The organism is Streptomyces sp. NPDC006332 (genome assembly GCF_040612855.1).
Classification (GTDB): Bacteria; Actinomycetota; Actinomycetes; order Streptomycetales; family Streptomycetaceae; genus Streptomyces.
In genome coordinates this window covers 38,549-60,071 of record NZ_JBEXRA010000024.1, presented here as the reverse complement: position 1 = coordinate 60,071, position 21,523 = coordinate 38,549, and the positions used below count along the sequence as shown (strand labels likewise).

Below are 21,523 nucleotides of genomic sequence, written 5' to 3'. Positions count from 1 at the left end.
GCGAGACACGGTAGGCCTACCTCGCAAGCCCCGCACACCGGGCGTTCCATGACAGGCAGGGGCAGAATCGGAGCATGGACCTGCCGGTGATGCCACCCGTGAAGCCGATGCTCGCCAAGTCGGTGGCGACCATCCCCCCGGGGATGCAGTACGAGGCGAAGTGGGACGGGTTCCGGGCGATCGTGTTCCGGGACGGGGCCGAGGTCGAACTGGGCAGCCGTACCGGGAAGCCTCTGACCAGGTACTTCCCCGAGCTGGTGGCGTCGCTCAAGGAGCGGTTGCCCGAGCGCTGTGTGCTGGACGGGGAGATCGTCATCGCGCGGGAGGGGCGGCTGGACTTCGACGCGCTGACCGAGCGGATCCACCCGGCGGACTCCAGGGTGCGGATGCTGGCCGAGCGGACACCGTCGTCGTTCGTCGCCTTCGACCTGCTGGCGCTGGCGGACGAGTCACTGCTGGACGTCCCCCTGAGCGGCCGCCGGGAACTGCTGGCCGAAGCCCTGTCCGGGGTCACGGCGCCCGTGCACCTGGCGCCCTCGACGACCGACGTCGAGGTGGCCCGGCAGTGGTTCGAGCAGTACGAGGGGGCAGGCCTGGACGGGGTCGTCGCCAAGCCGCTGTCCGTGCGCTACCTGCAGGACGCGCGCGCCATGTACAAGGTCAAGCACGAACGGACGGCGGATGTGGTGGTCGCCGGATACCGGCTCCACAAGAGCGGCCCGGTCGTCGGTTCGCTGCTGCTCGGTCTGTACGACGAACGGGGCGCGCTCCAGCACGTGGGCGTGTCCGCCGCCTTCCCCATGAAGCGGCGCGCCGAGCTGATCGGGGAACTGGAGCCCCTGCGCATGGCGGACGCCTCGGGTCACCCCTGGGCTGCCTGGGCCGAGGAGGCGGCGCACGAGAGCGCCCGGCTGCCCGGCGCGCCCAGCCGCTGGTCGGGCAAGAAGGACCTGTCCTGGGTAGCGCTGCGGCCGGACCGGGTGGCCGAGGTGGCGTACGACCACATGGAGAACGGCGCGCGCTTCCGGCACACGGCCCGTTTCCGCCGCTGGCGCCCCGACCGGACCCCCGAGAGCTGCACGTACGCGCAGTTGGAGGAGCCGGTGCGTTACGACCTGACGGAGATCCTCGGCGGACCCTGACGCGGGCGGGGCCCTGCGGCGGGTGGCCGTAGGCTCAGGAGACCCGCCGGCTCAGGGAGTCATCAGCACCTTGACCGCGCCCTGCTCCTTCTTCTGGAACATCTCGTACGCGCGCGGAGCGTCCGTCAGCGGCACCTTGTGGGTGGCGAAGTCGTCGACGCCGAGCGGGTCCTCGTCGGTGAGGTACGGGATGATCTCGTCGCTCCAGCGGCGGACGTTGGCCTGGCCCATCCGGATCTGGATCTGCTTGTCGAACACGGTGAGCAGCGGCAGCGGGTCGGCCATGCCGCCGTACACCCCGGACAGCGAGATCGTGCCGCCCCGGCGCACCAGCTCGATGGCGGTGTGCAGGGCGCCGAGCCGGTCGATGCTGAAGCGTTCCGCGAACGGCGCGCCGATCTTGCGCGGCAGCAGGGCCGCGGCCTGCTGGGCGAGCTTGGCCGCCGCGTTGCCGTGCGCCTCGATGCCGACGGCGTCGATCACCGCGTCGGGTCCGCGTCCGTCCGTCTCGTCGCGGATCGCCTGGACCAGTTCCTTCTCGGTGTCGAAGTTCCTGATGTCGTACGTCGTCACGCCCCGCTCCCGGGCCCTGCGCAGCCGTTCGTCCACCAGGTCCACACCGAACACCCGTCCGGCTCCGCGCACCTGGGCGACGCGGCAGGCCATGTCGCCGATCGGACCGAGGCCGAGCACGGCGACGCTGCCGCCCTGCGGGATGTCGGCATAGGCGACCGCCTGCCAGGCGGTGGGCAGTACGTCGGAGAGGTAGACGAAGCGGTCGTCAGCCGGGCCCTCCGGCACCTTGATCGGGCCGTACTGGGCCTGCGGCACCCGGAGGTACTCCGCCTGGGCACCGGGCACGGAGCCGTACAGGCGGGTGTAGCCGAACAGGGCCGCACCCATGCCCTCGCTGGTGACCTGGGTGGTCTCGCACTGGGTGGGCAGGCCGGTCATGCACATCCAGCAGTTGCCGCACGCGATCTGGAACGGGACGACCACCCGGTCGCCGGCCGCGAGGTCCGGGACCCCGGCGCCGACCTCCTCGACGATGCCGATGGGCTCATGCCCGAGGATGTCGCCCGGTGTCATGAACGGGGAGAGCACTTCGTAGAGGTGCAGGTCGGAGCCGCACAGCCCGGTGGAGGTGACACGGATGACGGCATCCGTCGGCTCCTCGATCTTCGGGTCGGGCACGTTCTCCACCCGTACGTCCCGTTTGCCCTGCCAGATCACTGCCTTCATCACCACTCCCTGGGTCACGTGGACGGGTTCGGGTCTGCGGTGCCGTCCGGGTACCCGAGCGCCTCACCGCGAACCGCCGGACTCAGCCGATCGGCCTGATGAACGCGCGCAATCAGAATCGAGCAGGTATGGGCACAATGAACTTATAAGCGCACAATCGATGACACGAGACAGGTGGCCACGGTGAGCAAGGGGCAGAAGGCGCGCACCCGCCGCACCGCCTCGGCGGCGGCACTGCTGGCCGCCACGGTGACGGCGTCGCTGGCGGCGGGCTGCACGGGCTCACCCGACCCGACCGACGACAGCCGCGGCGAGCCGCGGACACTCCAGTCGAGCCCGGACCAGAGCCCCAGCCCGGCCGAGAGCGGCGCACACGGCGCCTCCCCACTGGCCGTGAAGATCGACAACGCGGCGGCGGCCAGACCCCAGACGGGCCTGAACTCCGCGGACATCGTGTACGCCGAGCAGGTCGAGGGCGGCCTGAGCCGGCTGATGGCGGTGTACGCGACGAAGCTGCCGAAGGCCGTGGGCCCGGTACGCAGCGCACGTGAGTCGGACCTGGAGCTGCTGCGTCAGTTCGAGCGGCCGACACTGGCCTTCTCCGGGGCGCAGGGCAAGCTGTTGCCGCTGATCAACAAGGCCCCGCTGGACGCGCGGCCGCCCGGGAAGGCGGCCGGCGCCTACTATCGCGGCACCGACAAGCCGGCCCCGCACAACCTCTACCTGCGTCCGAACAAGCTGCTGTCCTCCGCGCCGGGCGCCGACGCGCTGACCACCGGCTTCCACTACGGCGCCGCGCCGTCGGGCGGGCAGCCCGAGAAGTCGCGGACCGTGCGCTACCCCTCGGCCCGCTTCACCTTCACCTGGTCCGGCAAGCAGGCCCGCTGGCTGGTCTCGATGGACGGCACACCGGCCGTGACGACCGACGGCAAGCGCATGGCTCCTGCCACGGTGGTCGTGCAGCACGTGAAGATCCGCGCTTCGGCGTTCCACGACTTCCTCGGCAACAACACGCCGTACACCGAGACCGTCGGCTCGGGGAAGGCGGAGGTGCTGCGCGGCGGACGCGCCTACAACGTGAACTGGAAGCGCGCCTCGGCCACCGACGGTACGGCCTTCACGACGGCGGCCGGTAAGCCGATGAACTTCGCCCGGGGTCAGGTGTGGGTGGTGTTCACCAAGGCCTGAGCCGCGCCCGCAGACCTCAGACCGCGGACCTCAGGGCCTGGCGGCCAGGGGCTCCGCGGGATGGCGCAGCCCCTCGGCCGCGTCCGAGACCCGGCGGATGAGGTCGAAGAAGACGGTCTGCTCCTCGGCCGAGAGCGGGGCCAGGAACACCTGGTTCATCCGGGCCGTACGCACGGTGAGCTTGCGGTGGGTGCGCAGCCCGTCGTCGGTCGGGCGCAGAAGGAAGCGCCGGCCGTCCCGCTCGTCGCGCACCTTGTCGAGCAGTCCGCGCCGGCCTAGGCGGCTGATCACCTCCGCGATGGTGGAGCGGTCCAGGTCCACCCGCTCCCCCACGGTGCGCTGGTCGAGGCCGGGCTCGGCCACCAGCGCGTTCAGGACCGCGAACTGCGGAGAGGTGATCTCCTCGGAGACCATCGTGTTCCACAACAGGTAGTGCGCCTGCTGAAGCCGCCGGGCCAGGTGCCCGGGGTGGGTGGAGAGGTCCACCGCGGCCATGTGCGCTCCCGAGGTCGTATTCGTTGGTGCACTGAACAATACCGGGCGGCGGCGTCGCTGTCTGCGGCCTGTGGCGGTGTACCTATGGCAACTGAACTGGCAGTTCTTCAGGGTATTGACGGCGTGCCGCTCCGGTGGCAGCGTGAGTCACGACCTCATCGGAATAATCAGTGCCCTGACTAATTGTTTTCGCCAGTCGCCTCGACGGGCGCTCCGACTCCGCCGAGACCGTCCGGAAACCCCAGGAAGCCGCATGCCTCTGACCCAGCACGACATCGACCTGGAGATCGCGGCCGCGCACGCCGCGTACGAGAAGCGGATCGCCGACGGCGCCCCCGTCGAGCACCAGCCGCGCCGCGACTACGCCCCCTACCGCTCCTCGGTGCTGCGGCACCCGAAGCAGCCGCCGATCGCCATCGACGTCAGCAAGGACCCGGAGCTGGTGGAGCTGTCCTCCCCCGCCTTCGGCGAGCGGGACATCACCGAGATCGACAACGACCTGACCCGGCAGCACAACGGTGAGCCGATCGGCGAACGCATCACCGTCTCCGGCCGGCTGCTGGACCGTGCGGGGCGACCGGTCCGGGGCCAGCTGGTCGAGATCTGGCAGGCGAACTCGGCCGGCCGCTACGCGCACCAGCGCGAGCAGCACGACGCCCCGCTGGACCCCAACTTCACCGGCGTCGGCCGCACGCTGACCGACGACAGCGGCTTCTACCGGTTCACGACGGTGCAGCCGGGCCCGTACCCGTGGCGCCAGCACGTCAACGCCTGGAGGCCGGCCCACATCCACTTCTCGCTCTTCGGTACGGCGTTCACGCAGCGGCTGGTGACGCAGATGTACTTCCCGAGCGACCCGCTGTTCCCCTACGACCCGATCATCCAGTCGGTGACGGACGACGCGGCCCGGCAGCGGCTGGTGGCGACGTACGACCACAGCCTGTCGGTGCCGGAGTTCTCGATGGGCTACCACTGGGACATCGTGCTCGACGGCCCGCACGCCACCTGGCTCGAAGAAGGGCGCTGACCTGCCATGACGAAGATCGACACCAGTCGCCCGGAGACCGTGCTGCCCACCCCGTCGCACACGGTCGGCCCGTTCTACGGGCATGCCCTGCCGTTTCCCGGCGGCGGCGACATCGCCCCGATCGGCCACCCGGACACGATCGCGCTCCAGGGCCATGTGTACGACGGCGAGGGCAACCCGCTCCCGGACGCGTTCCTGGAGCTGTGGGGACCTGACCCCGAGGGCCGTCTGCCGCAGGTCGACGGCTCGATGCGGCGCGACCCGGCGAGCGGCGGCTTCCTCGGCCGCAACGGCGTGGAGTTCACCGGCTGGGGCCGCGTCCAGACCGACGCGGGCGGACACTGGTCCGCGCGCACCCTCAGGCCCGGCGCCCGCGGACAGAGCGCCCCGTACCTCAGCGTGTGCGTGTTCGCGCGCGGACTGCTGGTGAACCTTTACACCCGGATCTACCTGCCCGGCGACGAGGCGGCGCTCGCCGTGGACCCGCTGCTCGCACGGCTGGACGCACAGCGGCGCGACACGCTGATCGCCGCCCGGCAGGACGACGGCACGTACCGTTTCGACATCCGCCTTCAGGGCGAAGGCGAGACGGTCTTCCTGGAGTTCCAGTGACATCTGCCCCATCGGACGCAGGCCTGCTCGCCCCCGGGTGGGCGCTCTCCCCCGCCGCGGCCACCACCAGCGACCACGCGTTCCTCCAGGCGCTGCTCGACGCGGAGGCCGCGCTGACCCGCGCGCAGGCCTCGGTGGGGCTCGCGCCCGCCGAGGCGGCGACGGCGGTGACCGAGGCGGCCGACGCCGGCCGCTTCGACACGCGGTCGCTCGCGGAACGCGCACGGGCCGGCGGGAATCCCGTCATCCCGCTGGTGGCCGATCTGACGAAGGCGGTCGGCGAGGAGTACGGCCCCTACGTCCACCGGGGCGCCACCAGCCAGGACATCATGGACACGGCGACGATGTTGGTGGCGGGGCGCACGCTGACCCTCGTCCTCGACGAACTCGGCCGCACCGAGCGGGCGCTGGCCGACCTCGCCGCCAGCAACCGGGACACGGTGATGCCGGGCCGGACGCTGACCCAGCACGCCGTCCCGACGACCTTCGGGCTGAAGGCGGCCGGGTGGCGGTCGCTGGTGCTGGACGCACGGGACCGGGTGGCGACCGCAGGGGACGCCCTGCCCGCCCAACTCGGCGGCGCCGCCGGTACGTTGGCCGCCTTCGAGACGTACGGCGCGACGGACCCCCTCGCGCTGCCGCGGGGTTACGCCCGTGAACTCGGCCTGCGGGCTCCCGTCCTGCCCTGGCACACCCTGCGCACTCCGATCGCCGACCTGGCCGGCTGTCTGGCCTTCACGGCGGGGGCGCTCGGCAAGATCGCGGTGGATGTGCTGACCCTCTCCCGCACCGAGATCGCCGAGGTGACGGAGGGCGACGGCGGCGGCTCGTCGGCCATGCCGCACAAGGCGAACCCGGTACGGTCCACCCTGGTCGCCGCCGCGGCCGGGCGCGCTCCGCAGCTCGCCGCCACGCTGTACGGGTCGCTGGTGGCGCAGGACGAGCGGCCGGCCGGGGCCTGGCACGCCGAGTGGGAGCCGCTGCGGGACCTGCTCCGGCTGGTCGGCGGCGCGGCCCGGGACACCGCCGAACTGACCGAACACCTGCGCGTCCACGCCGACGTCATGCGCGAACACCTGGGCCTCACCCATGGGTTGATCGTCTCGGAGCGGCTGTCCGCCGAGCTGGCACCGCCGCTCGGCCGGGCCCGGGCCAGGGAGCTGCTCACCGAACTCGCCCGGCGCACCTACCGCGAGCACCGACCCCTGCGTGAACTCCTCGCCGAGGAAGCGGAGTTGAAGGGCCTCGACCTCGACAAACTCACCGACCCCGCCCGCTACACGGGTGCCGCCGCCGCCCTCACCGACCGTGCTCTGGAGCGACGTTGACCAACAAGCTGCTCAACCACCGTGCCGAGGGGCCGACCACCGCTCCCCCGCTGCTGCTCGGGCCCTCGCTGGGCACGTCGTACGCCCTGTGGGACAAGGTCGCCCCCGAGTTGTCCGCCACCCACCGGGTCATCCGCTGGGATCTGCCCGGGCACGGGGGCTCCGCCGCCGACCTGATCGGGCCGGGCGCGACCGTCGCCGACCTCGCCGGCCTGGTGCTGACGCTCGCCGACTCCCTCGGCGTCGACCGGTTCGGGTACGCGGGCGTCTCCCTGGGCGGCGCGGTCGGGCTGCATCTGGCCGTGCACCATCCGCAGCGGCTGTCGTCGCTGGCGGTGATCTGCTCCTCGGCACACTTCAACGGCTGGAAGGCGTGGCAGGAACGGGCCGAGCGGGTCCGGCGCGAGGGCGTGCGGTGGCTCGCCGAAAGCGCCGACGCCCGTTGGTTCACGCCCGGCTTCACCGTGCCGGAGCTCGTGCGCGACCATCGCGACGCCGACCCGGAGGCGTACGCCGCGTGCTGTGACGCGCTGGCCGCGTTCGACCTGCGGGACGCGCTGGGCGGCATCTCCGTACCGACCCTCTTGGTCGCCGGCCGACAGGACCCGGCGACCCCGCCGGCGCATCTGCGGGAGATCGCGGACGCGGTCCCGGGCGCCACGCTCGTCGAACTGCCGGGCGCCTCGCACCTGGCGCCCGCGCAGTGCCCTCAGGCGGTACTGACGGCGCTGCGGGCGCACCTCGGGCCGGGCGCCCCGCGGGGCATGGAGGTGCGGCGCGAGGTGCTGGGCGACGCCCACGTGGACCGGGCGCAGGCCCGGCAGACGCCGTTCACGGCACGCTTCCAGGACTTCATCGCGCGCTACGCGTGGGGCGAGATCTGGACCGACGAGACCCTCACCCGGCGTGAGCGCAGCATGATCACACTGACGGCGCTGGTCGCGCACGGCCACTACGACGAGCTGGCCATGCATGTGCGGGCGGCCCGGCGTAACGGGCTCACCCCGGACGAGATCGGCGCGGTGCTGCTGCAGACGGCCGTGTACTGCGGGGTCCCGGCGGCGAACTCGGCCTTCGCGACGGCCCAGCGGGTGCTGGCGGAAGAGGAGGAGGCGGGAGAGGACGGCACCGCGGGGTGATCCCGACGGGTGCGGGCCCGGACTACCGCGGCCCTCGCAGGGCCTCCAGCGCCGCGCTCGCCCGGTCCGCCAGTCCGTCCGCCCCGCAGGAACGCGCCAGTGCCAGGCCCCGGTTGAGTTCGGTGACCGAGCGGGACAGGACGCCGTACTCCACCCGGGCCGCGGCGTGTTCGTACTGGCAGGGTGAGGCCTCCAGATAGGTGACGGCCTGCCCGGCCAGCCGGACCGCGCGCTGACCGGTCTCCAGGGCTGCCGCGCAACGCAGGGCCTCGCCTATGGCGGTGTCCGTGCCGAAGCGCTCGGCGTGCCGGCGGGCGTCGGCGGCGAGCCGCGCGGCGCGGCTGGGGTCCTCCACGGCGAGGGCGCGGGCCAGGTCGACGGCCCAGGGGACCAGTACCGGGTTGTGGTGGCCGCGCGCGGCCGCGGCCTTCTCGGCGGCCTCCAGTTCGTTGACGCCGTCCTTGGTGCGGCCGACCGCGAGCAGCAGACGGCCGCGTACCGAGCGCGGGTCGGGCAGCACGATGGTGGACGGGTACGGCGGAGCGAAGCCGTACTGCTCGGCGATCGACCAGGCCTCGTCGAGATGGCCGCGGGCGAGCAGCGTGTCGACCAGGTTGCAGGTCGCCGACCAGTACAACGGCAGCCCGCGGCCGACCCGTTCGGCGATGCGCAGCGACTCGCGCAGGGATGCCTCCGCCTCCCTGAGCCGCCCTCGCCTGCGGTGTCCGAGACCGACGTAGGCGTGCGCCAGGGCGAGGTGGCCGCCGCTCCAGCCGGACGACTCGTAGGCACGCAGGGCCTGGGTGAACAGGCTCTCCGCGCGGTCGAGCCGGTCGGTGTACGCGTACGACGAGGCCAGCATCATGGGGAGTTCGACGCCCCACTCGGTGTCCGTCCAGCCGAGGCCGGGTGCGAGCAGGCCGTTGACGAGGGCACGGTCGGACAGTTCGACGATCTCCTCGGCGTTCTCCCCGTGGGTCATGGCGTCGAAGCCGCGCAGGATGAGCAGGGCACGCTCGGCGTTGTCCCGGCCGGTGCAGGTCCTGGCGAGTTCGGCGAGTCGCTGCGAGCGCCCCGGGGAGACCGTCTCGCCCGCGTGGATGCCCTCCCACATGTACCGCACGGCCTGCAGCCGCATCCGGGCCGGCCCGGGTTCCTGCCGGGCGGCCTCCGTCTCGACCGTGCGGACGGCCTCCTCCAACTGGTCGTTGTGCAGCAGTGCCTGGGAGAGGCGGACGACGGCGTCGACGCGTTGGGCGCCGTCCAGGCCCGGCATGGCGAGCGCGGTCTGGAGGTGGTCGATGGTCCGGGCGGGCGCGGTCAGCAGGGTCGCGCAGCCCAGTTCGTAGAGCACGTGCGCGTGGACCTCGGGCGACGGGGGTTCCAGCAGGGCGCGTTCGAGGCAGCGGCGGGCCGCGTCGGGGGCGCCGACGGCGAGGTGGTCGCGGGCGGCCTCGCGCAGCTGCTCCACGAGTTCCTCGTCGTCGTCCGGGTGGACCTGGAGGAGGTGCCGGGCGGCGGCCGCCGCGCCGCGCCCGGAGTCGGTGACGACCTGGGCGGCGATGCCGTGCATCGCCGTGCACAGGGCGGGCGGGATGGAGTCGTAGACGGCGGTGGCGATCAGCGGGTGGACGAACTCCAGGTCGCCGTCGCCCGCCTGGGCGTTCGCCGGGTCCAAAGGGGCCAGGATGCGGGCGCTGCACAGCAGTTCGGCACAGCGCTCCGCCTCGGCGCGGCTCAGGGTGGCGAGCCTGGCCACCAGGCCGACGGAGATGTCGGTGCCGAGGATCGCGGCCGCCCAGGCGAACCGGGTGGCGTCGATGCCGAGTTCCTCCAGGCGGGCGACGAGACCGCCGCCGCGGGCCGCGCGGTTCAGGGCGCGCAGTTCGCCCGCCGCGCCCTCGGAGGGTTGCAGACCGCTGTCGCGCACCTTGGCGAGGAGTTCGACGGTCTCGTACGGGTTGCCGTCGGTGACGGCCCACACCTCGCGGCAGAAGGGGGCGTCGGCGTGGTCGCCGAGGGTGGCGCGGGTGAGGCCGGCGGTCGCCTGCGGGGTGAGGGCGCTCAAAGTGGTGGCGGGGGCGCCCGCGGTGGCGGCGATGACGTCGAGGAGCCGGGCGCTCTCACCGGTGACCTCTCCGGGGCGGCGGGCCACCACGACCAGCACGGACAGGTCGTCGAGACGCTCGGTGAAGGCGGCGAGCCAGCGCAGGGTCTCCTGGTCGGCCCAGTGCGCGTCGTCGATCAGCAGCACCAGCGGCCAGTCGCGCCGGGCCAGCCGGCGCACCGCGGCGACCAGTCCGTCGGTCACGTTCTGCGGGTCGGCCTGCCGCTCGCCGGGCTCGGTGAGTCCGAGGGCGGGGCTGGCGATCTCGTACCAGTCGCCGAGGTACTCGCGTATCTCCTCCGGCATCAGCGACACCAGGGCGGGCTGCATGAGCTGCCGTACGACGTTGAAGGGGACGGACCGGAGAGTCTCACCGCCGCGGGCCGACCACACCGTGCAGCCGAGCCGTTCGGCGATGCGGCGGGTCTCGGCGAGCAGGGCCGTCTTGCCGAAGCCGGCCTCGCCCCTGATCACCAGCAGGCTGCCCGAGGAAGCGCTGTCCGCGCGCAGGGCCCGCACCGCCCGTAAGACGGAGTCGACTTCCGCGTCGCGCTCCCACAGGGCTGCCGAGGCGGCCGTCGTGGGCTGTACCTCCGTCATCCCCCTACCTCCCCAAAGTCGCCCGAACGGCGTACAGAACTCGAGCGTAGCCGTCCGGCCGGCGAAGCGGAGGCGGGTCCGGGTACCTGTTGCCGTGACGGGTGACGTCGGGTACGGCGGTCGACGCGACCTGCCCGTGACCAGCCCTCATGAAACCTGACCAACAGTCAGAAATGCTCATGGCGGCGCGGGAGCGGGCCGTGGCCGCGCGGGCCGCACGGGGCGTGGCAGTGGGTCCACGGTGACTGCGGGTCTGCCGGGCGGGGTGGTGGCTTGGGGCCGTCGTCCACCGGGTGCCGGACGGATCACGGGCCGGGCGGCGGCGGGTCACAGGTTCCTGGTCGCGCTGTCGGCGGATGCCACTCGTACCGGACCGGCACCGATCGGAACGGGCCGACCGTGATCCCTCTCATCCCTCTTTCACCGAGTACTCATACGGTGGGGGCATGACGCAGGCGACTCCTCCCGGCTGGTATCCCGACCCCGGGCAGACAGATGACGCTCCCGCCACCGACCGCTGGTGGGACGGTAAGGCATGGACGGACCAGACCCGTCCCACGGGATCGGCCGCCGCATGGGGGCCGCCACAGACGCCGGCCCCGGGACCGTACCCGGCACATCCCGGCTACCCGGGGTACCCGGCCCAGCCTCCGAGCGGTTCGCGGCGCGGGCTGCGCACCGGGATCGCGGTGGGCGCCGCCGCGGTGGTTCTGGCCTGTATAGGCGTGGGCGTGTACGCCCTGTCCAACGGCGACAGCCAGGCCACCGACACCGCCGACTCGCGGCCGGGGCCGGGCAGTCAGGGCGGCCCCTTCGGCGGGCCGGGCGGGTCCGGCGGGCAGTCGCCCCGACCCGAGGGGTCGCCCGGGCCCGACAAGTCCGATCCGCCGAAGATCGAGAGCGGCTCGGTGACCGACGCGATCGACGGGATCAGTCTGCCGATCCCGAAGGGCTGGTACGGCCAGGAGATCTCGGTCGGCGCGCAGCTCACGTCGAAGGACTCCTACGACTGCCCCGGCGACACCTCCCAGAAGTGCACGAAGGGCGGCGCGTACTCCGCGCCCGCGCTGGCGCTCGGCACCAAGGGGAGCACGCCCGAGGAGGTGGCGAAGGCCGACATCTCGGCCAACGCCAAGGAGTCCTACGGCTCGGGCTACGGCAAGATCACCTCGCATGACGTGCTGGCCTCCGAGGCGGTGACGGTGGCCGGGCAGAAGGGCTACCTGGTCCGCTGGAAGGCGGTCACGAGCAAGGGCTCCGACGGGTACGTGCAGTCGCTGGTCTTCCCCGCCCCCGCCAACGCCCAGCAGCTCGTCGTCGTCCGCTTCGGTGTCGACGTCGAGGAGACGCAGGCCGTCCTCGACCAGATCACCAAGGGCATCAAGGTGTCGAAGGGCGGCGGCAGCGGCCAGAACGTCTGACCGTTCCCGGGGGCTGAGCGCAAGGGGGTCCTGTCGCCGTCCTGTCGCGGAACCCCTGCGATCAGAAGGCCGGATGGAGCTCCCCTCCGCTCAAAGAGGAGCCCCACCCGGCCGGGGTGCGCGCCGCCCCCGTCCCCACGGTGCGGCGCGAACAGGTCACCGTCCAGTCATCCCATGGACGGCGGCCTGGGTCTCACATGGTCCCGCCCTCAGGCGATCCGGCGTTCAGGTGCTCCGGACCTCAGGTGGTCTGCGGCCCTGCCGAGCGCCTGGATCCGAGGCGTCCTGGGGCGTGCCCGGTGGGTCAGGGTCAGGCCCCGGACGCGGGCTGCTCGGTCGACGTGGTCGACGTCGCCTCACCGCCGCCTGATCCGCCGGACAGGCCCAGCGCGGGCAGCACCGCGGCCTCCACGAAGCGGACCAGGTACTCCCGGTCCGCGTACTTTCCCTCCAGGACGAGGCGGGCGCGCGTGACGCCGAACATCTGCGCCGGGACGTACTCCAGCGCCGGATGGTCGGCGGCGACCTCACCTCGCGCGACGCCCCGCTGGAGGATCTCGCGCAGCGCGGCGAGCTCCGGCTCCACGAGCGCCTCGCGCAGCGCCTGAGCCAGCTCGTCGTCCTGGGTGACGGCGTGGCCGAGGGCATGGACCAGCTTGGTGTCGTTCATCGACCGGGCACCCGCGGTCCGGGCGGCCTCGAGCAGGTCCTCGGCGAGCGAACCGGTGTCGATGCCGGTGAAGCGCATCAGGCGGTTGGCGCGCAGTGCCGCGGCCACGAACTGGGGCTTGGTCCGCCACTGCCGGTACAGCGTCGACTTGCTGCAGCGGGTGCTGGCGGCGATGCCCTCCATGCTCAGGGAGTCGTACCCGCACTCCCGGATCTGTTCGAGGACAGCGTCGAAGAACTCCCTCTCACGCTCGGGCGTGATCTTGGAGCGGCGCGACGCGGCAGCCGTCTCCGGTCCGTCCGCGGCCTGCGACGTCATCTGTTCGTCTCCTCGCTCGGGGCGGGCGGCCTCAGGGCTCGCGTTCCAGTGTGTCGTACGTCATCGATACGCCAGTGTACCGGTACGCGACCGTATCGGTACACTGGCGTATCGGTACACTATCGTTTCGGTACGCACCCGTACCGATGAGTGTCCGTGCCGGACGCGTGAGCAGTTCGTCCGGCACGCCACTCGCACCACCGCCAGCGAAGGGGCCGGGGGATGAACGCCCGCACCGAGCCTGCAGAAGCGCAACCGGACGCAACCACCCGGCCGCCGCTCGTCCGTGAGCTCCTGCTCGTCGCAGGGCTCTTCCTCGTCTACAAGTTCGGTCGGCAACTGGCGACGGGGCACACCGCCGAGGCCTTCCGCGACGCGCACCGGGTGTGGAGCCTGGAGCGGGCCGTCCACCTGCCCGGCGAGGGCTCGGTCCAGTCCCTGCTGCTGCACGGCGACACGCTCGCGCACCTGGCGAACACCTATTACGCGACCGTGCACTTCCCGGCCACCGTGGCCTTCCTGGTCTGGCTCTATCTGCGCCGCCCGGCGCACTACGTCTGGGCGCGCCGCATCCTGGCCGCACTGACCACCGCGGCCCTGGTCACGCACCTGGTGTTCCCGCTCGCCCCGCCGCGCATGCTGGCCGCGACCGGTCTGGTGGACACCGCCCGGGTGTACGGCCCCTCGGTGTACGGCCCGCCGCAGACCGACCACCTGTCGAACCAGTTCGCGGCGATGCCGTCGCTGCACTTCGGCTGGGCGCTGATGGTGGCGATCGGTCTGATCGTGGCGACCCGGTCGCGCTGGCGGTGGCTGTGGCTGCTGCACCCGCTGCTGACCCTGCTGGTGATCGTCGGCACGGCCAACCACTACTGGCTCGACGCGATCGCGGCCGGCGTCCTGCTCGCTCTCGCGCTCACGGTGATCCACCTGCCGCACCGGACGGCCACGACCGCCGGCCGTGCCCACCGGACACTGGTACCGGCCGACGAGAACGTCCTGGTCGGAGCGGGCCGATGAACGCCACCCTGCTCGCCGTCGCGCTGTCCTTGTTCTCCGCCGTCGCCTATGCCGCCGCGGCCGTCGCCCAGGAGCGGCTGGCCTCCCGCAACCCCGGCTCGGGCCTGCTGCGGCTGCTGGGCTCGGGCGCCTGGTGGTGGTCGGTCGGGCTCAACGCGGGGGCCGCGCTGCTGCACGTGGTCGCCCTCAAGTACGGTCCGCTGACCGTGGTCCAGCCCCTGGGGGCGCTGACCCTGGTCGCGGCGGTGCCGTTGGGGGCGCGCGTCGCGGGACGTCGGGTCGCCGCGGCGGAGTGGCGGGGCACCGCGCTCACCCTGCTCGGCCTGTCCGCGATCCTGGTCACGGCGTCCGGGCCCGCCCCGGAGGACGTGCTGAGCGTGCGCGAGGCGCTGGCGGTCGCGGGCGTGACGGCGGCGCTGATCGGTGTGCTGGCACGGCCGGGCGCCCGTCCCGGCCTTCGGCACGCGAGTGCGTCCGGCTTCGCGTCCGGCGTCGCCTCGGCGCTCACCCAGACGGTGACGGTGGCCGCGACGGACCGCACCGGGTCGCTGTTCAGCGTGCAGGTGATCGGAGTCGCGCTGCTGGTCGCCGCCTTCGCGACCTGCGGACTGCTGCTGTCGCAGACCGCCTACCGGGGCGGCCTCGGCGCCCCGCTCGCGATGGTGACCCTGGCCAATCCGATGGCCGCCGCGGTGATCGGGCTGGCCCTGCTCGGCGAGCGGCTGCAGGGCGGCACGGCGGGTGTGCTCCTCGCGCTGGCCGGAGCGGGACTGGCGTCGTGGGGCGTGGTGCTGCTCACCCGGGCAACGCCGCACGCGGCGGAGAACGCCCCGCCCGTGGACGCCCGACCCGTCAACGACCACCCCGTGGACGACCACCCCGTGGCGGCGGTGCTGCGGCTGGAGCCGGCGACGGCGACCGCCGAACCGGCGCTGGTGCCCCGGTCGGCGACGCCGGGACACCTCACACCGCATTGAATCCTCCCCAGCCGAAGCAGGGGATTCCTGGCCCACGCTGTCTTCGGGTCAGTGACCCAACAGGTCGGCGACAGGTTCAGCCGAGACCGCGCGAGTCCTGCTTGAGCGCCGTGTCGACGGTCAGCGCCGTCGCGACGACCAGGCTCAGCAGCGGTTCGGGCAACTGGTAGTGGATCTGCAGGACGTAGTTGTCCGCGGTGGTGAACATCGTCTTGGCGAGGCCCTCCCAGGTCTTGGTGATCCGGGCGACCTCGTTCTCGGTGTGGTCGACGATGGCGAAGTTCCAGGCCCGCCAGTTCTCCGCCTTGATGGCGCCGACCTGCTGCCCGTTCACGTTCATCGCGAAGTTGATCTTCCCGATCATGTTCTGCTGGACGATCTCACCCACCGGCGAGCCGTCCGGACGCTGCACGACGACCCGCGACTTGAGGAACTTCGCGGGCCGGGTCAGCAGCAGCACGGGCTGACCGTAGGCGTCGCGGATCTCCAGCTTGTGGGTGAGGAACTGGTCGATGCTGGCGACGAAGCGCAGGATCTTCCTGAGCACGCTCTGCCCGACCTGGACGACCGAGCCGAGCTGGTTGCCGTTCTGATCCATGACCTTGTACTCGTTGGTCACCTCGATCAGCTTGGCCTTCTGGTTCACCACGAGCACCGGCTCGCTGAACAGGGTCCCGCCGCCGGGGCCGCTCGCCGCGACCCCGGCCTGCTGCTGCACCTGTCGCTGCACACGCGGGTCCGGACCCGCCTGCTGCTGCGGCATCTGAGGCGCCGCCTGTTGCGCCGGCTTGCCCTGCGCCGCCTGCTGCTGGTCCGGGTTGGTGTGCTGGGTCCACTGCGCGCCGTCCCAGTAACGGAGCGTCTGCGGCGCCCCGTGCGGATCCGGGTACCAGCCTGCAGGAGTGTTCGATTGCGTGGTCACCGGGGCACATTACCCCGGGACCAACAGTTTCCGGCCAGCCCCGGCAGACCTCCGTGCGGAGGCTTTACTCCGTCGTGATGGCCGGGTCGCTGACCCCCGGGTGCCCGTTCTCGACATGTCCGGCAAACCGCCGCACAAAGGCCGAGTCCGCCTCGGACGTGACGGTCAGGTCGTACCAGCGCCTGCTCGCCGCGAGGTCGACGGTGTGCTTCACGGTGGCACCGGCCCGCACGGTGAAGGTCCTGGCCCGGCCGCCGTACCCGTCGGTGACCTTCAACCGCACCGTGGCGGAGCCCTTGTTGGTGAAGGTCAGCTCGACGTCGTCGCCGGTGTGGCGCGCGGTGACCTCGGGCCCCGCCGCCTTGTTGGCCCCCTTGAAGGCGCGCAGGAAGCCGTTCGGACCGTGCACGGTCAGGTCGTAGGACCCCTTCGAGTACGCCGAGTTCCAGGTGTCCGAGACACTCTTGCCGGCCTCGGTGGTGTAACTCCACGGACCGTCGGTGCGGTTGCCGGAGGTGACCAGGAACGCGGCGCCCGCCTTAGGCCCGGAGGCGAAGGTGAGGGTGAACCTCCCGTTCGCCGGGTCCACCGAACCGTCCACCCGCGGCGCGTAGGTGAGCGGGCGGGCGGGGCGCAGGCCGCGCTCCTGCCGGGGCAGTACCGGGTTGGCGGGCGGCGTCGGCACGTAGTCGGGGTGGCGCTCGCGGTCCGGCGGCTGGTAGCCGTCGGTGTCCGGGAGCGCGACCGGGCGGGTGTCCGTGCGGGAGAAGTCGAACGCGGCGCTCAGGTCACCGCAGACGGCCCGCCGCCAGGGCGAGATGTTCGGCTCGTGCACCCCGAATCGGCGCTCCATGAACCGGATGATCGAGGTGTGGTCGAGCGTCTCGGAGCAGACGTACCCGCCCTTGCTCCAGGGCGAGACCACGAGCATCGGCACCCGCTGGCCGAGACCGTAGGGCCCGGCGACATGGTCGCTGTCGCCCTTGAAGAGGTCGAGACCGGGGTCGACCGTGGACTTGCCCTGTGCGGCGGAGGCGGGCGGGAACGGCGGGATCAGGTGGTCGAAGAAGCCGTCGTTCTCGTCGTAGGTGATGAACAGGGCCGTCTTCGCCCACACCGTCGGGTCGGCGGTCAGCGCGTCCAGGACCTGGGCGATGTACCAGGCACCGTAGTTCGCGGGCCAGTTGGGGTGCTCGGTGAAGGCCTCGGGGGCGACGATCCAGGAGATCTTCGGCAGCTTGCCGCCCTTCACGTCGGCCTTCAGCTGGTCGAAGAAGCCCTCGCCCTTGCGCGCGTCGGTGCCGGTGCGGGCCTTGTCGTACAGCGGGTCGCCGGGCTTCGCGTTCCGGTACTGGTTGAAGTAGAGGAGCGAGTTGTCGCCGTAGTTGCCGCGGTACGCGTCCTGGATCCAGCCCCAGGAGCCGTTCGCGTCGAGGCCGTCACCGACGTCCTGGTAGATCTTCCAGGACACCCCCGCCTTCTCCAGGCGCTCGGGGTAGGTGGTCCAGCCATAGCCGACCTCGTCGTTGCCCAGGACGGGGCCGCCGCCCTGGCCGTCGTTGCCCGTGTAACCCGTCCACATGTAGTAACGGTTCGGGTCGGTCGAGCCGATGAAGGAGCAGTGGTACGCGTCGCAGATGGTGAAGGAGTCGGCGAGCGCGTAGTGGAACGGGATGTCCTCACGGTTCAGGTACGCCATGGTCGTGGACCCCTTGCTGGGCACCCACTTGTCGTACGCGCCCCTGTCGAAGGCGGCGTGGCCGTCGTTCCAGCCGTGCGGGAGGTCCTGGATGAAGGCCAGGCCCAGGTCGTCGGCGTCCGGGTGGAAGGGCAGGACGTCCTTGGTGCCGTCCGACTGGTGCCACACCGTCTTGCCGTCGGGCCGGGTCACCGGGCGTGGGTCTCCGAAGCCCCGGACGCCCCGCAGCGAGCCGAAGTAGTGGTCGAAGGAACGGTTCTCCTGCATCAGGACGACAATGTGCTCCACGTCCTCGATGGACCCCGTGCGGTGGTTCGCCGGGAGGGCGGCCGCGCGCTGGATGCTGTTCGACAGCGCGGTGAACGCTGTGGTGGCGCCCCCGAGCTGGAGGAATCTGCGCCGGTTGACTTCGGGCATGGCTGGGTGCCTCTCATCCTGAGCTGCGGATGGCCGGAACGTGACGTGAGCGGATGCGCGCGGTGCGAGCTTCCCAAGCCCACCAAACGTCTGGGAAGGGTCTGGTGTCGCTGATGTGAAAGTCGTCGGTACGTGAGGTGTCAGGACACCCGAGCGGGGGATGGTCGCGATCATGACAGATACACACACGTCGCCGTCCACCCCGACGAAACGGCCCGTACGACAGCTCCTCGCGGCCTCCGTGGGCAACGCCGTGGAGTGGTACGACTGGTACGCCTACACCTTCCTGGCCACCTACATCGCCGCCGAGGTCTTCCCGAAGAGCGCGGACAACTCGCTGGTGCCGCTGCTGTCCACGTTCGCGGTGTTCGCGGTCGGCTTCTTCATGCGGCCGGTCGGCGGACTGCTGATGGGCGCCGTCGCGGACCGGCACGGCCGACGCGCCGCGCTCACCGTCACCATCCTGCTGATGGGCGGCAGCAGCCTGCTGGTCGGACTGACGCCGACGTACGCGGCGGTGGGTGTCCTCGCCCCGGTGGTCCTGGTCCTCGCGCGGCTGCTGCAGGGTCTGTCCGTGGGCGGCGAGTTCGCGGCCTCGACGACCTTCCTGGTCGAGTCGGCGGGGCCCGGCCGGCGCGGGCTGTTCTCCAGCTTCCAGTACGTGTCGACCACGGCCGGGCAGCTCGTCGCGTCCGGGATCGCCACCCTGCTGGTGGACACGTTGAGCGACGGTCAGATGAGCGGCTGGGGCTGGCGAATCCCGTTCGTCCTCGGTGCCGCACTCAGCCTGGTCGGCTTCTGGATCCGGCAGGGCGCGCAGGAGACCCGCAGCACCGAGCAGCAACAGGCGCCGCGCCCCGGCCTGTTGGAGGCGCTGCGCCGCCATCCCCGCGAGTCCCTGCTGATCTGCGGCATCACGGTGGGCGGCACCATCGCCTACTACACGTGGACGTCGTACCTGCCGACGTACGCCGAACTCAACGCGGGCGTCAGCAAGTCGGACGCGCTGCTCGCCGGCACGATCTCGCTCGCCTTCTTCGGGCTGCTCCAACCGCTCGGCGGACTGCTCTCCGACCGCTTCGGCCGCCGCCCCCTGCTCCTCTTCTTCGGCCTCGGTTTCGCCCTCCTGAGCGTCCCGCTGCTGCACTCCCTGCGCGACTCCTTCGTCGTCCTGCTGCTCGTGCAGTGCGCCGGCATGATCCTGCTGACCGGTTTCACGTCGATCAGCGCGGCGGTCAACGCCGAGATCTTCCCGCCCCGGGTGCGGGCGGCCGGCATCGGCTTCCCCTACTCCCTGACGGTCGCCCTGTTCGGCGGCACCGCGCCGTACCTCGGCACTCTCTTCAAGGAGATGGGCCACGCGGGCCTCTTCCCCTGGTACGTCGCCGCCCTCTGCCTGGTGTCCTCGCTGGTGTATCTGCGGCTGCCGGAGACGGCACACACAGAGCTACGGCGCTGAGGACATCGCCCCTCCTTCGCGACGGCCTTCCCGAGGGCGAGGCTTCAGGGCCGCCTCGGCAGCCGCCCGATCAGGCGGAGAAGCAATGGTCAAGACTTGTACATGAACACTTGTGTGTTTTTGTGGCACTGGCGGAGTATGGCCGGAAACCGCCCGTACCACGAGCACGCAGGAGCTCTCTGTGACCGCTGGCCAGATAGCGTTCGAGTCGGCCGACACTCCGGCAGCAGCACAGGCGGAGCGGCAAAAACTCCGCAAGCACTTCGGCCGTTTCGACATCCTGTTCTTCCTCCTGTGCACCATCGTCGGCGTGGACACCATCGGCACCGTGGCCTCATCCGGCGCCGAGGCGTTCACCTGGCTCATCGTGCTGGCCGTCGTCTTCTTCGTGCCCTCCGCGCTGCTCACCGCCGAACTCGGGGCCGCGTTCCCCGACGAGGGCGGCCCCTACATCTGGACCAGCCGGGCCTTCGGACGACTCGCGGGCGCCGTCAACAACTTCCTTTACTGGATCACCAATCCGGTGTGGCTCGGCGGCACCCTCTCGGTCGCCGCCGTCACCGCCTACACCACCTTCTTCAACGACGGGAAGGACCTCAGCACCCCGGCCTTCTACGCCTTCACCCTCGTCTTCGTCTGGGTGGGCGTGCTCGCCGCGATCCTCTCCTTCGACGTCGGCAAGTGGATCCCCACCATCGGCGCCTGGAGCCGTTTCCTCCTCCTCGGCCTGTTCACCCTCACCGTCGTGATCTACGGCATCCAGCACGGACTGCACGGATTCGGGCTCGGCGACTTCTCCCCCACGTACGTGGGATTCGTCGGCCTGGTGCCCGTCCTGATGTTCAACTACGTCGGTTTCGAGCTGCCCAACACCGCCGGCGACGAGATGACCGACGCCCAGAAGGACGTGCCCTTCGCCATCTTCCGCAGCGCCGCCATCGCCGTCGCGCTGTACGCGCTGCCGATCCTCGGCATCCTGCTCGTCCTGCCGGTCAAGGCCATTACCGGCCTCGGTGGCTTCCTCGACGCGATGCGACAGGTCTTCACCGTCTACGGCGGCCACGTCGGCTCCGACGGCACCGCCACCCTCAGCGGCGCCGGCAGCCTGCTCGGGGACCTCGCCGCGATCATGTTCATCCTCACCGTGCTGTCCTCGGGCGTCACCTGGGTCATGGGCTCCGACCGCGCCCTCGCCGTCTCCGGCTACGACGGCGCCGCGCCCCGCTTCCTCGGCGTCATCTCCAGCCGCTTCGGCACCCCGGTACGGGTCAACATCCTCAGCGGCATCGTCTCCACCGTCGTCCTCGTCCTGGCCCACGAACTGACCAACGGCAGTGCCGCCAAGCTCTTCGGCGCCGTCCTCGGCCTCGCCGTCTCCACCACTCTCGTCAGCTACCTGGGCATCTTCCCGGCGCTCGCGGTCCTGCGCCGCAAGGCCCCGGACGTCCCCCGCCCGTACCGGGCGCCCTTCCCCGTCGCCATCAGCGTGGTGCTCACCGCGCTCGTCCTGTTCGCCAGCGTGCAGCTGGTCGCCCCGGGGGCCGGTGACCACTGGTTCAGCTCGGACTACGCGCCGGACGGCTGGAGTCACGGCGAGCGCGTCAAGTACCTGCTGACGGAGGCGGTACCGCTCATCGTCTTCATGCTCCTCGGCGTCCTCTTCTGGGCCCTGGGCAAGCCGACCCGTACTGCGGCCGCCAAGCAGGGGTAGCCCGCGGCGACCGAACCCCTTCCGCGGGA

17 protein-coding genes are annotated in these 21,523 nt (G+C 71.5%); 11 read left to right on the top strand and 6 right to left on the bottom strand.

What is annotated here, in order from left to right; all coding sequences use genetic code 11:
- Nucleotides 1-74: 74 nt before the first annotated feature.
- On the top strand, nucleotides 75-1,142 hold the full coding sequence (locus ABZ027_RS22310; protein WP_356770938.1) for an ATP-dependent DNA ligase: 1,068 nt from the start codon (nucleotides 75-77) through the stop codon (nucleotides 1,140-1,142).
- 51 nt (nucleotides 1,143-1,193) lie between these two features.
- On the opposite strand, the gene ABZ027_RS22305 is transcribed toward ABZ027_RS22310, so the two are convergent.
- Nucleotides 1,194-2,384: an alcohol dehydrogenase catalytic domain-containing protein gene (locus ABZ027_RS22305; protein WP_356770936.1), complete on the bottom strand. Its 1,191-nt coding sequence runs from the start codon at nucleotides 2,382-2,384 to the stop codon at nucleotides 1,194-1,196.
- A gap of 183 nt (nucleotides 2,385-2,567) precedes the next feature.
- Here ABZ027_RS22305 and ABZ027_RS22300 point away from each other — a divergent pair, with 183 nt between their 5' ends.
- Nucleotides 2,568-3,572: a DUF3048 domain-containing protein gene (locus ABZ027_RS22300; protein WP_356770934.1), complete on the top strand. Its 1,005-nt coding sequence runs from the start codon at nucleotides 2,568-2,570 to the stop codon at nucleotides 3,570-3,572.
- Between the two features lie 30 nt (nucleotides 3,573-3,602).
- Here ABZ027_RS22300 and ABZ027_RS22295 read toward each other — a convergent pair whose 3' ends face one another.
- Nucleotides 3,603-4,067 (bottom strand): MarR family transcriptional regulator, encoded by a 465-nt coding sequence (locus tag ABZ027_RS22295; protein ID WP_356770932.1) that lies wholly within the window; start codon nucleotides 4,065-4,067, stop codon nucleotides 3,603-3,605.
- Nucleotides 4,068-4,320: 253 nt separating this feature from the next.
- Here ABZ027_RS22295 and pcaH point away from each other — a divergent pair, with 253 nt between their 5' ends.
- From pcaH to pcaD, 4 genes are read left to right on the top strand one after another with little or no spacing between them, the layout of a single operon-like run.
- Nucleotides 4,321-5,094, top strand: coding sequence for a protocatechuate 3,4-dioxygenase subunit beta (gene pcaH / locus ABZ027_RS22290; RefSeq protein WP_356770930.1), 774 nt, complete (start codon nucleotides 4,321-4,323; stop codon nucleotides 5,092-5,094).
- A 6-nt stretch (nucleotides 5,095-5,100) separates the two neighbouring features.
- Nucleotides 5,101-5,706, top strand: a complete 606-nt coding sequence (pcaG, locus tag ABZ027_RS22285; protein WP_356770928.1) for a protocatechuate 3,4-dioxygenase subunit alpha — start codon at nucleotides 5,101-5,103, stop codon at nucleotides 5,704-5,706.
- Entirely contained in the window at nucleotides 5,703-7,034 is a 1,332-nt protein-coding gene (pcaB, locus tag ABZ027_RS22280; protein ID WP_356770926.1) for a 3-carboxy-cis,cis-muconate cycloisomerase, read from the top strand. Before pcaG ends, pcaB begins: the two co-directional genes overlap by 4 nt.
- Nucleotides 7,031-8,173, top strand: coding sequence for a 3-oxoadipate enol-lactonase (gene pcaD / locus ABZ027_RS22275; RefSeq protein WP_356770924.1), 1,143 nt, complete (start codon nucleotides 7,031-7,033; stop codon nucleotides 8,171-8,173). The genes pcaB and pcaD overlap by 4 nt, the downstream gene beginning before the upstream one ends.
- Nucleotides 8,174-8,195: 22 nt before the next feature.
- Here pcaD and ABZ027_RS22270 read toward each other — a convergent pair whose 3' ends face one another.
- Entirely contained in the window at nucleotides 8,196-10,880 is a 2,685-nt protein-coding gene (locus tag ABZ027_RS22270) for an AAA family ATPase (protein WP_356770923.1), read from the bottom strand.
- 446 nt (nucleotides 10,881-11,326) lie between these two features.
- On the opposite strand from ABZ027_RS22270, the gene ABZ027_RS22265 reads away from it, so the two are divergent.
- The gene (locus ABZ027_RS22265; protein ID WP_356770921.1) at nucleotides 11,327-12,301 is read left to right on the top strand and encodes a DUF2510 domain-containing protein; all 975 of its coding nucleotides are present in this window, start codon (nucleotides 11,327-11,329) and stop codon (nucleotides 12,299-12,301) included.
- A 310-nt stretch (nucleotides 12,302-12,611) separates the two neighbouring features.
- On the opposite strand, the gene ABZ027_RS22260 is transcribed toward ABZ027_RS22265, so the two are convergent.
- Entirely contained in the window at nucleotides 12,612-13,289 is a 678-nt protein-coding gene (locus ABZ027_RS22260) for a TetR/AcrR family transcriptional regulator C-terminal ligand-binding domain-containing protein (RefSeq protein ID WP_356770919.1), read from the bottom strand.
- 222 nt (nucleotides 13,290-13,511) lie between these two features.
- On the opposite strand from ABZ027_RS22260, the gene ABZ027_RS22255 reads away from it, so the two are divergent.
- Nucleotides 13,512-14,309 carry a phosphatase PAP2 family protein gene (locus ABZ027_RS22255; RefSeq protein ID WP_356770917.1) on the top strand — a complete coding sequence of 266 codons (798 nt, stop codon included), beginning with the start codon at nucleotides 13,512-13,514 and terminating at the stop codon, nucleotides 14,307-14,309.
- Nucleotides 14,306-15,286: a hypothetical protein gene (locus ABZ027_RS22250; RefSeq protein WP_356770915.1), complete on the top strand. Its 981-nt coding sequence runs from the start codon at nucleotides 14,306-14,308 to the stop codon at nucleotides 15,284-15,286. The genes ABZ027_RS22255 and ABZ027_RS22250 overlap by 4 nt, the downstream gene beginning before the upstream one ends.
- Nucleotides 15,287-15,362: 76 nt before the next feature.
- On the opposite strand, the gene ABZ027_RS22245 is transcribed toward ABZ027_RS22250, so the two are convergent.
- Together ABZ027_RS22245 and ABZ027_RS22240 are read right to left on the bottom strand one after the other, a co-directional pair.
- Nucleotides 15,363-16,208, bottom strand: coding sequence for a phospholipid scramblase-related protein (locus ABZ027_RS22245; protein WP_356770913.1), 846 nt, complete (start codon nucleotides 16,206-16,208; stop codon nucleotides 15,363-15,365).
- A gap of 64 nt (nucleotides 16,209-16,272) precedes the next feature.
- A complete protein-coding gene (locus ABZ027_RS22240; protein WP_356770911.1) occupies nucleotides 16,273-18,324 on the bottom strand; it encodes a phosphocholine-specific phospholipase C in 2,052 nt (683 codons plus the stop codon).
- Nucleotides 18,325-18,484: 160 nt separating this feature from the next.
- On the opposite strand from ABZ027_RS22240, the gene ABZ027_RS22235 reads away from it, so the two are divergent.
- The gene (locus ABZ027_RS22235) at nucleotides 18,485-19,783 is read left to right on the top strand and encodes an MFS transporter (protein WP_356770909.1); all 1,299 of its coding nucleotides are present in this window, start codon (nucleotides 18,485-18,487) and stop codon (nucleotides 19,781-19,783) included.
- A gap of 181 nt (nucleotides 19,784-19,964) precedes the next feature.
- Nucleotides 19,965-21,494: an APC family permease gene (locus ABZ027_RS22230; protein WP_356770907.1), complete on the top strand. Its 1,530-nt coding sequence runs from the start codon at nucleotides 19,965-19,967 to the stop codon at nucleotides 21,492-21,494.
- Nucleotides 21,495-21,523 lie beyond the last annotated feature (29 nt).

Coding starts and splice junctions, on each gene's coding strand:
- ABZ027_RS22310 (WP_356770938.1), top strand. CDS start 75: ATGGACCTGCCGGTGATGCCACCCGTGAAGCCGATGCTCGCCAAGTCG.
- ABZ027_RS22305 (WP_356770936.1), bottom strand. CDS start 2,384: ATGAAGGCAGTGATCTGGCAGGGCAAACGGGACGTACGGGTGGAGAAC.
- ABZ027_RS22295 (WP_356770932.1), bottom strand. CDS start 4,067: ATGGCCGCGGTGGACCTCTCCACCCACCCCGGGCACCTGGCCCGGCGG.
- pcaH (WP_356770930.1), top strand. CDS start 4,321: ATGCCTCTGACCCAGCACGACATCGACCTGGAGATCGCGGCCGCGCAC.
- pcaG (WP_356770928.1), top strand. CDS start 5,101: ATGACGAAGATCGACACCAGTCGCCCGGAGACCGTGCTGCCCACCCCG.
- ABZ027_RS22270 (WP_356770923.1), bottom strand. CDS start 10,880: ATGACGGAGGTACAGCCCACGACGGCCGCCTCGGCAGCCCTGTGGGAG.
- ABZ027_RS22265 (WP_356770921.1), top strand. CDS start 11,327: ATGACGCAGGCGACTCCTCCCGGCTGGTATCCCGACCCCGGGCAGACA.
- ABZ027_RS22260 (WP_356770919.1), bottom strand. CDS start 13,289: ATGACGTCGCAGGCCGCGGACGGACCGGAGACGGCTGCCGCGTCGCGC.
- ABZ027_RS22255 (WP_356770917.1), top strand. CDS start 13,512: ATGAACGCCCGCACCGAGCCTGCAGAAGCGCAACCGGACGCAACCACC.
- ABZ027_RS22250 (WP_356770915.1), top strand. CDS start 14,306: ATGAACGCCACCCTGCTCGCCGTCGCGCTGTCCTTGTTCTCCGCCGTC.
- ABZ027_RS22240 (WP_356770911.1), bottom strand. CDS start 18,324: ATGCCCGAAGTCAACCGGCGCAGATTCCTCCAGCTCGGGGGCGCCACC.
- ABZ027_RS22235 (WP_356770909.1), top strand. CDS start 18,485: ATGGTCGCGATCATGACAGATACACACACGTCGCCGTCCACCCCGACG.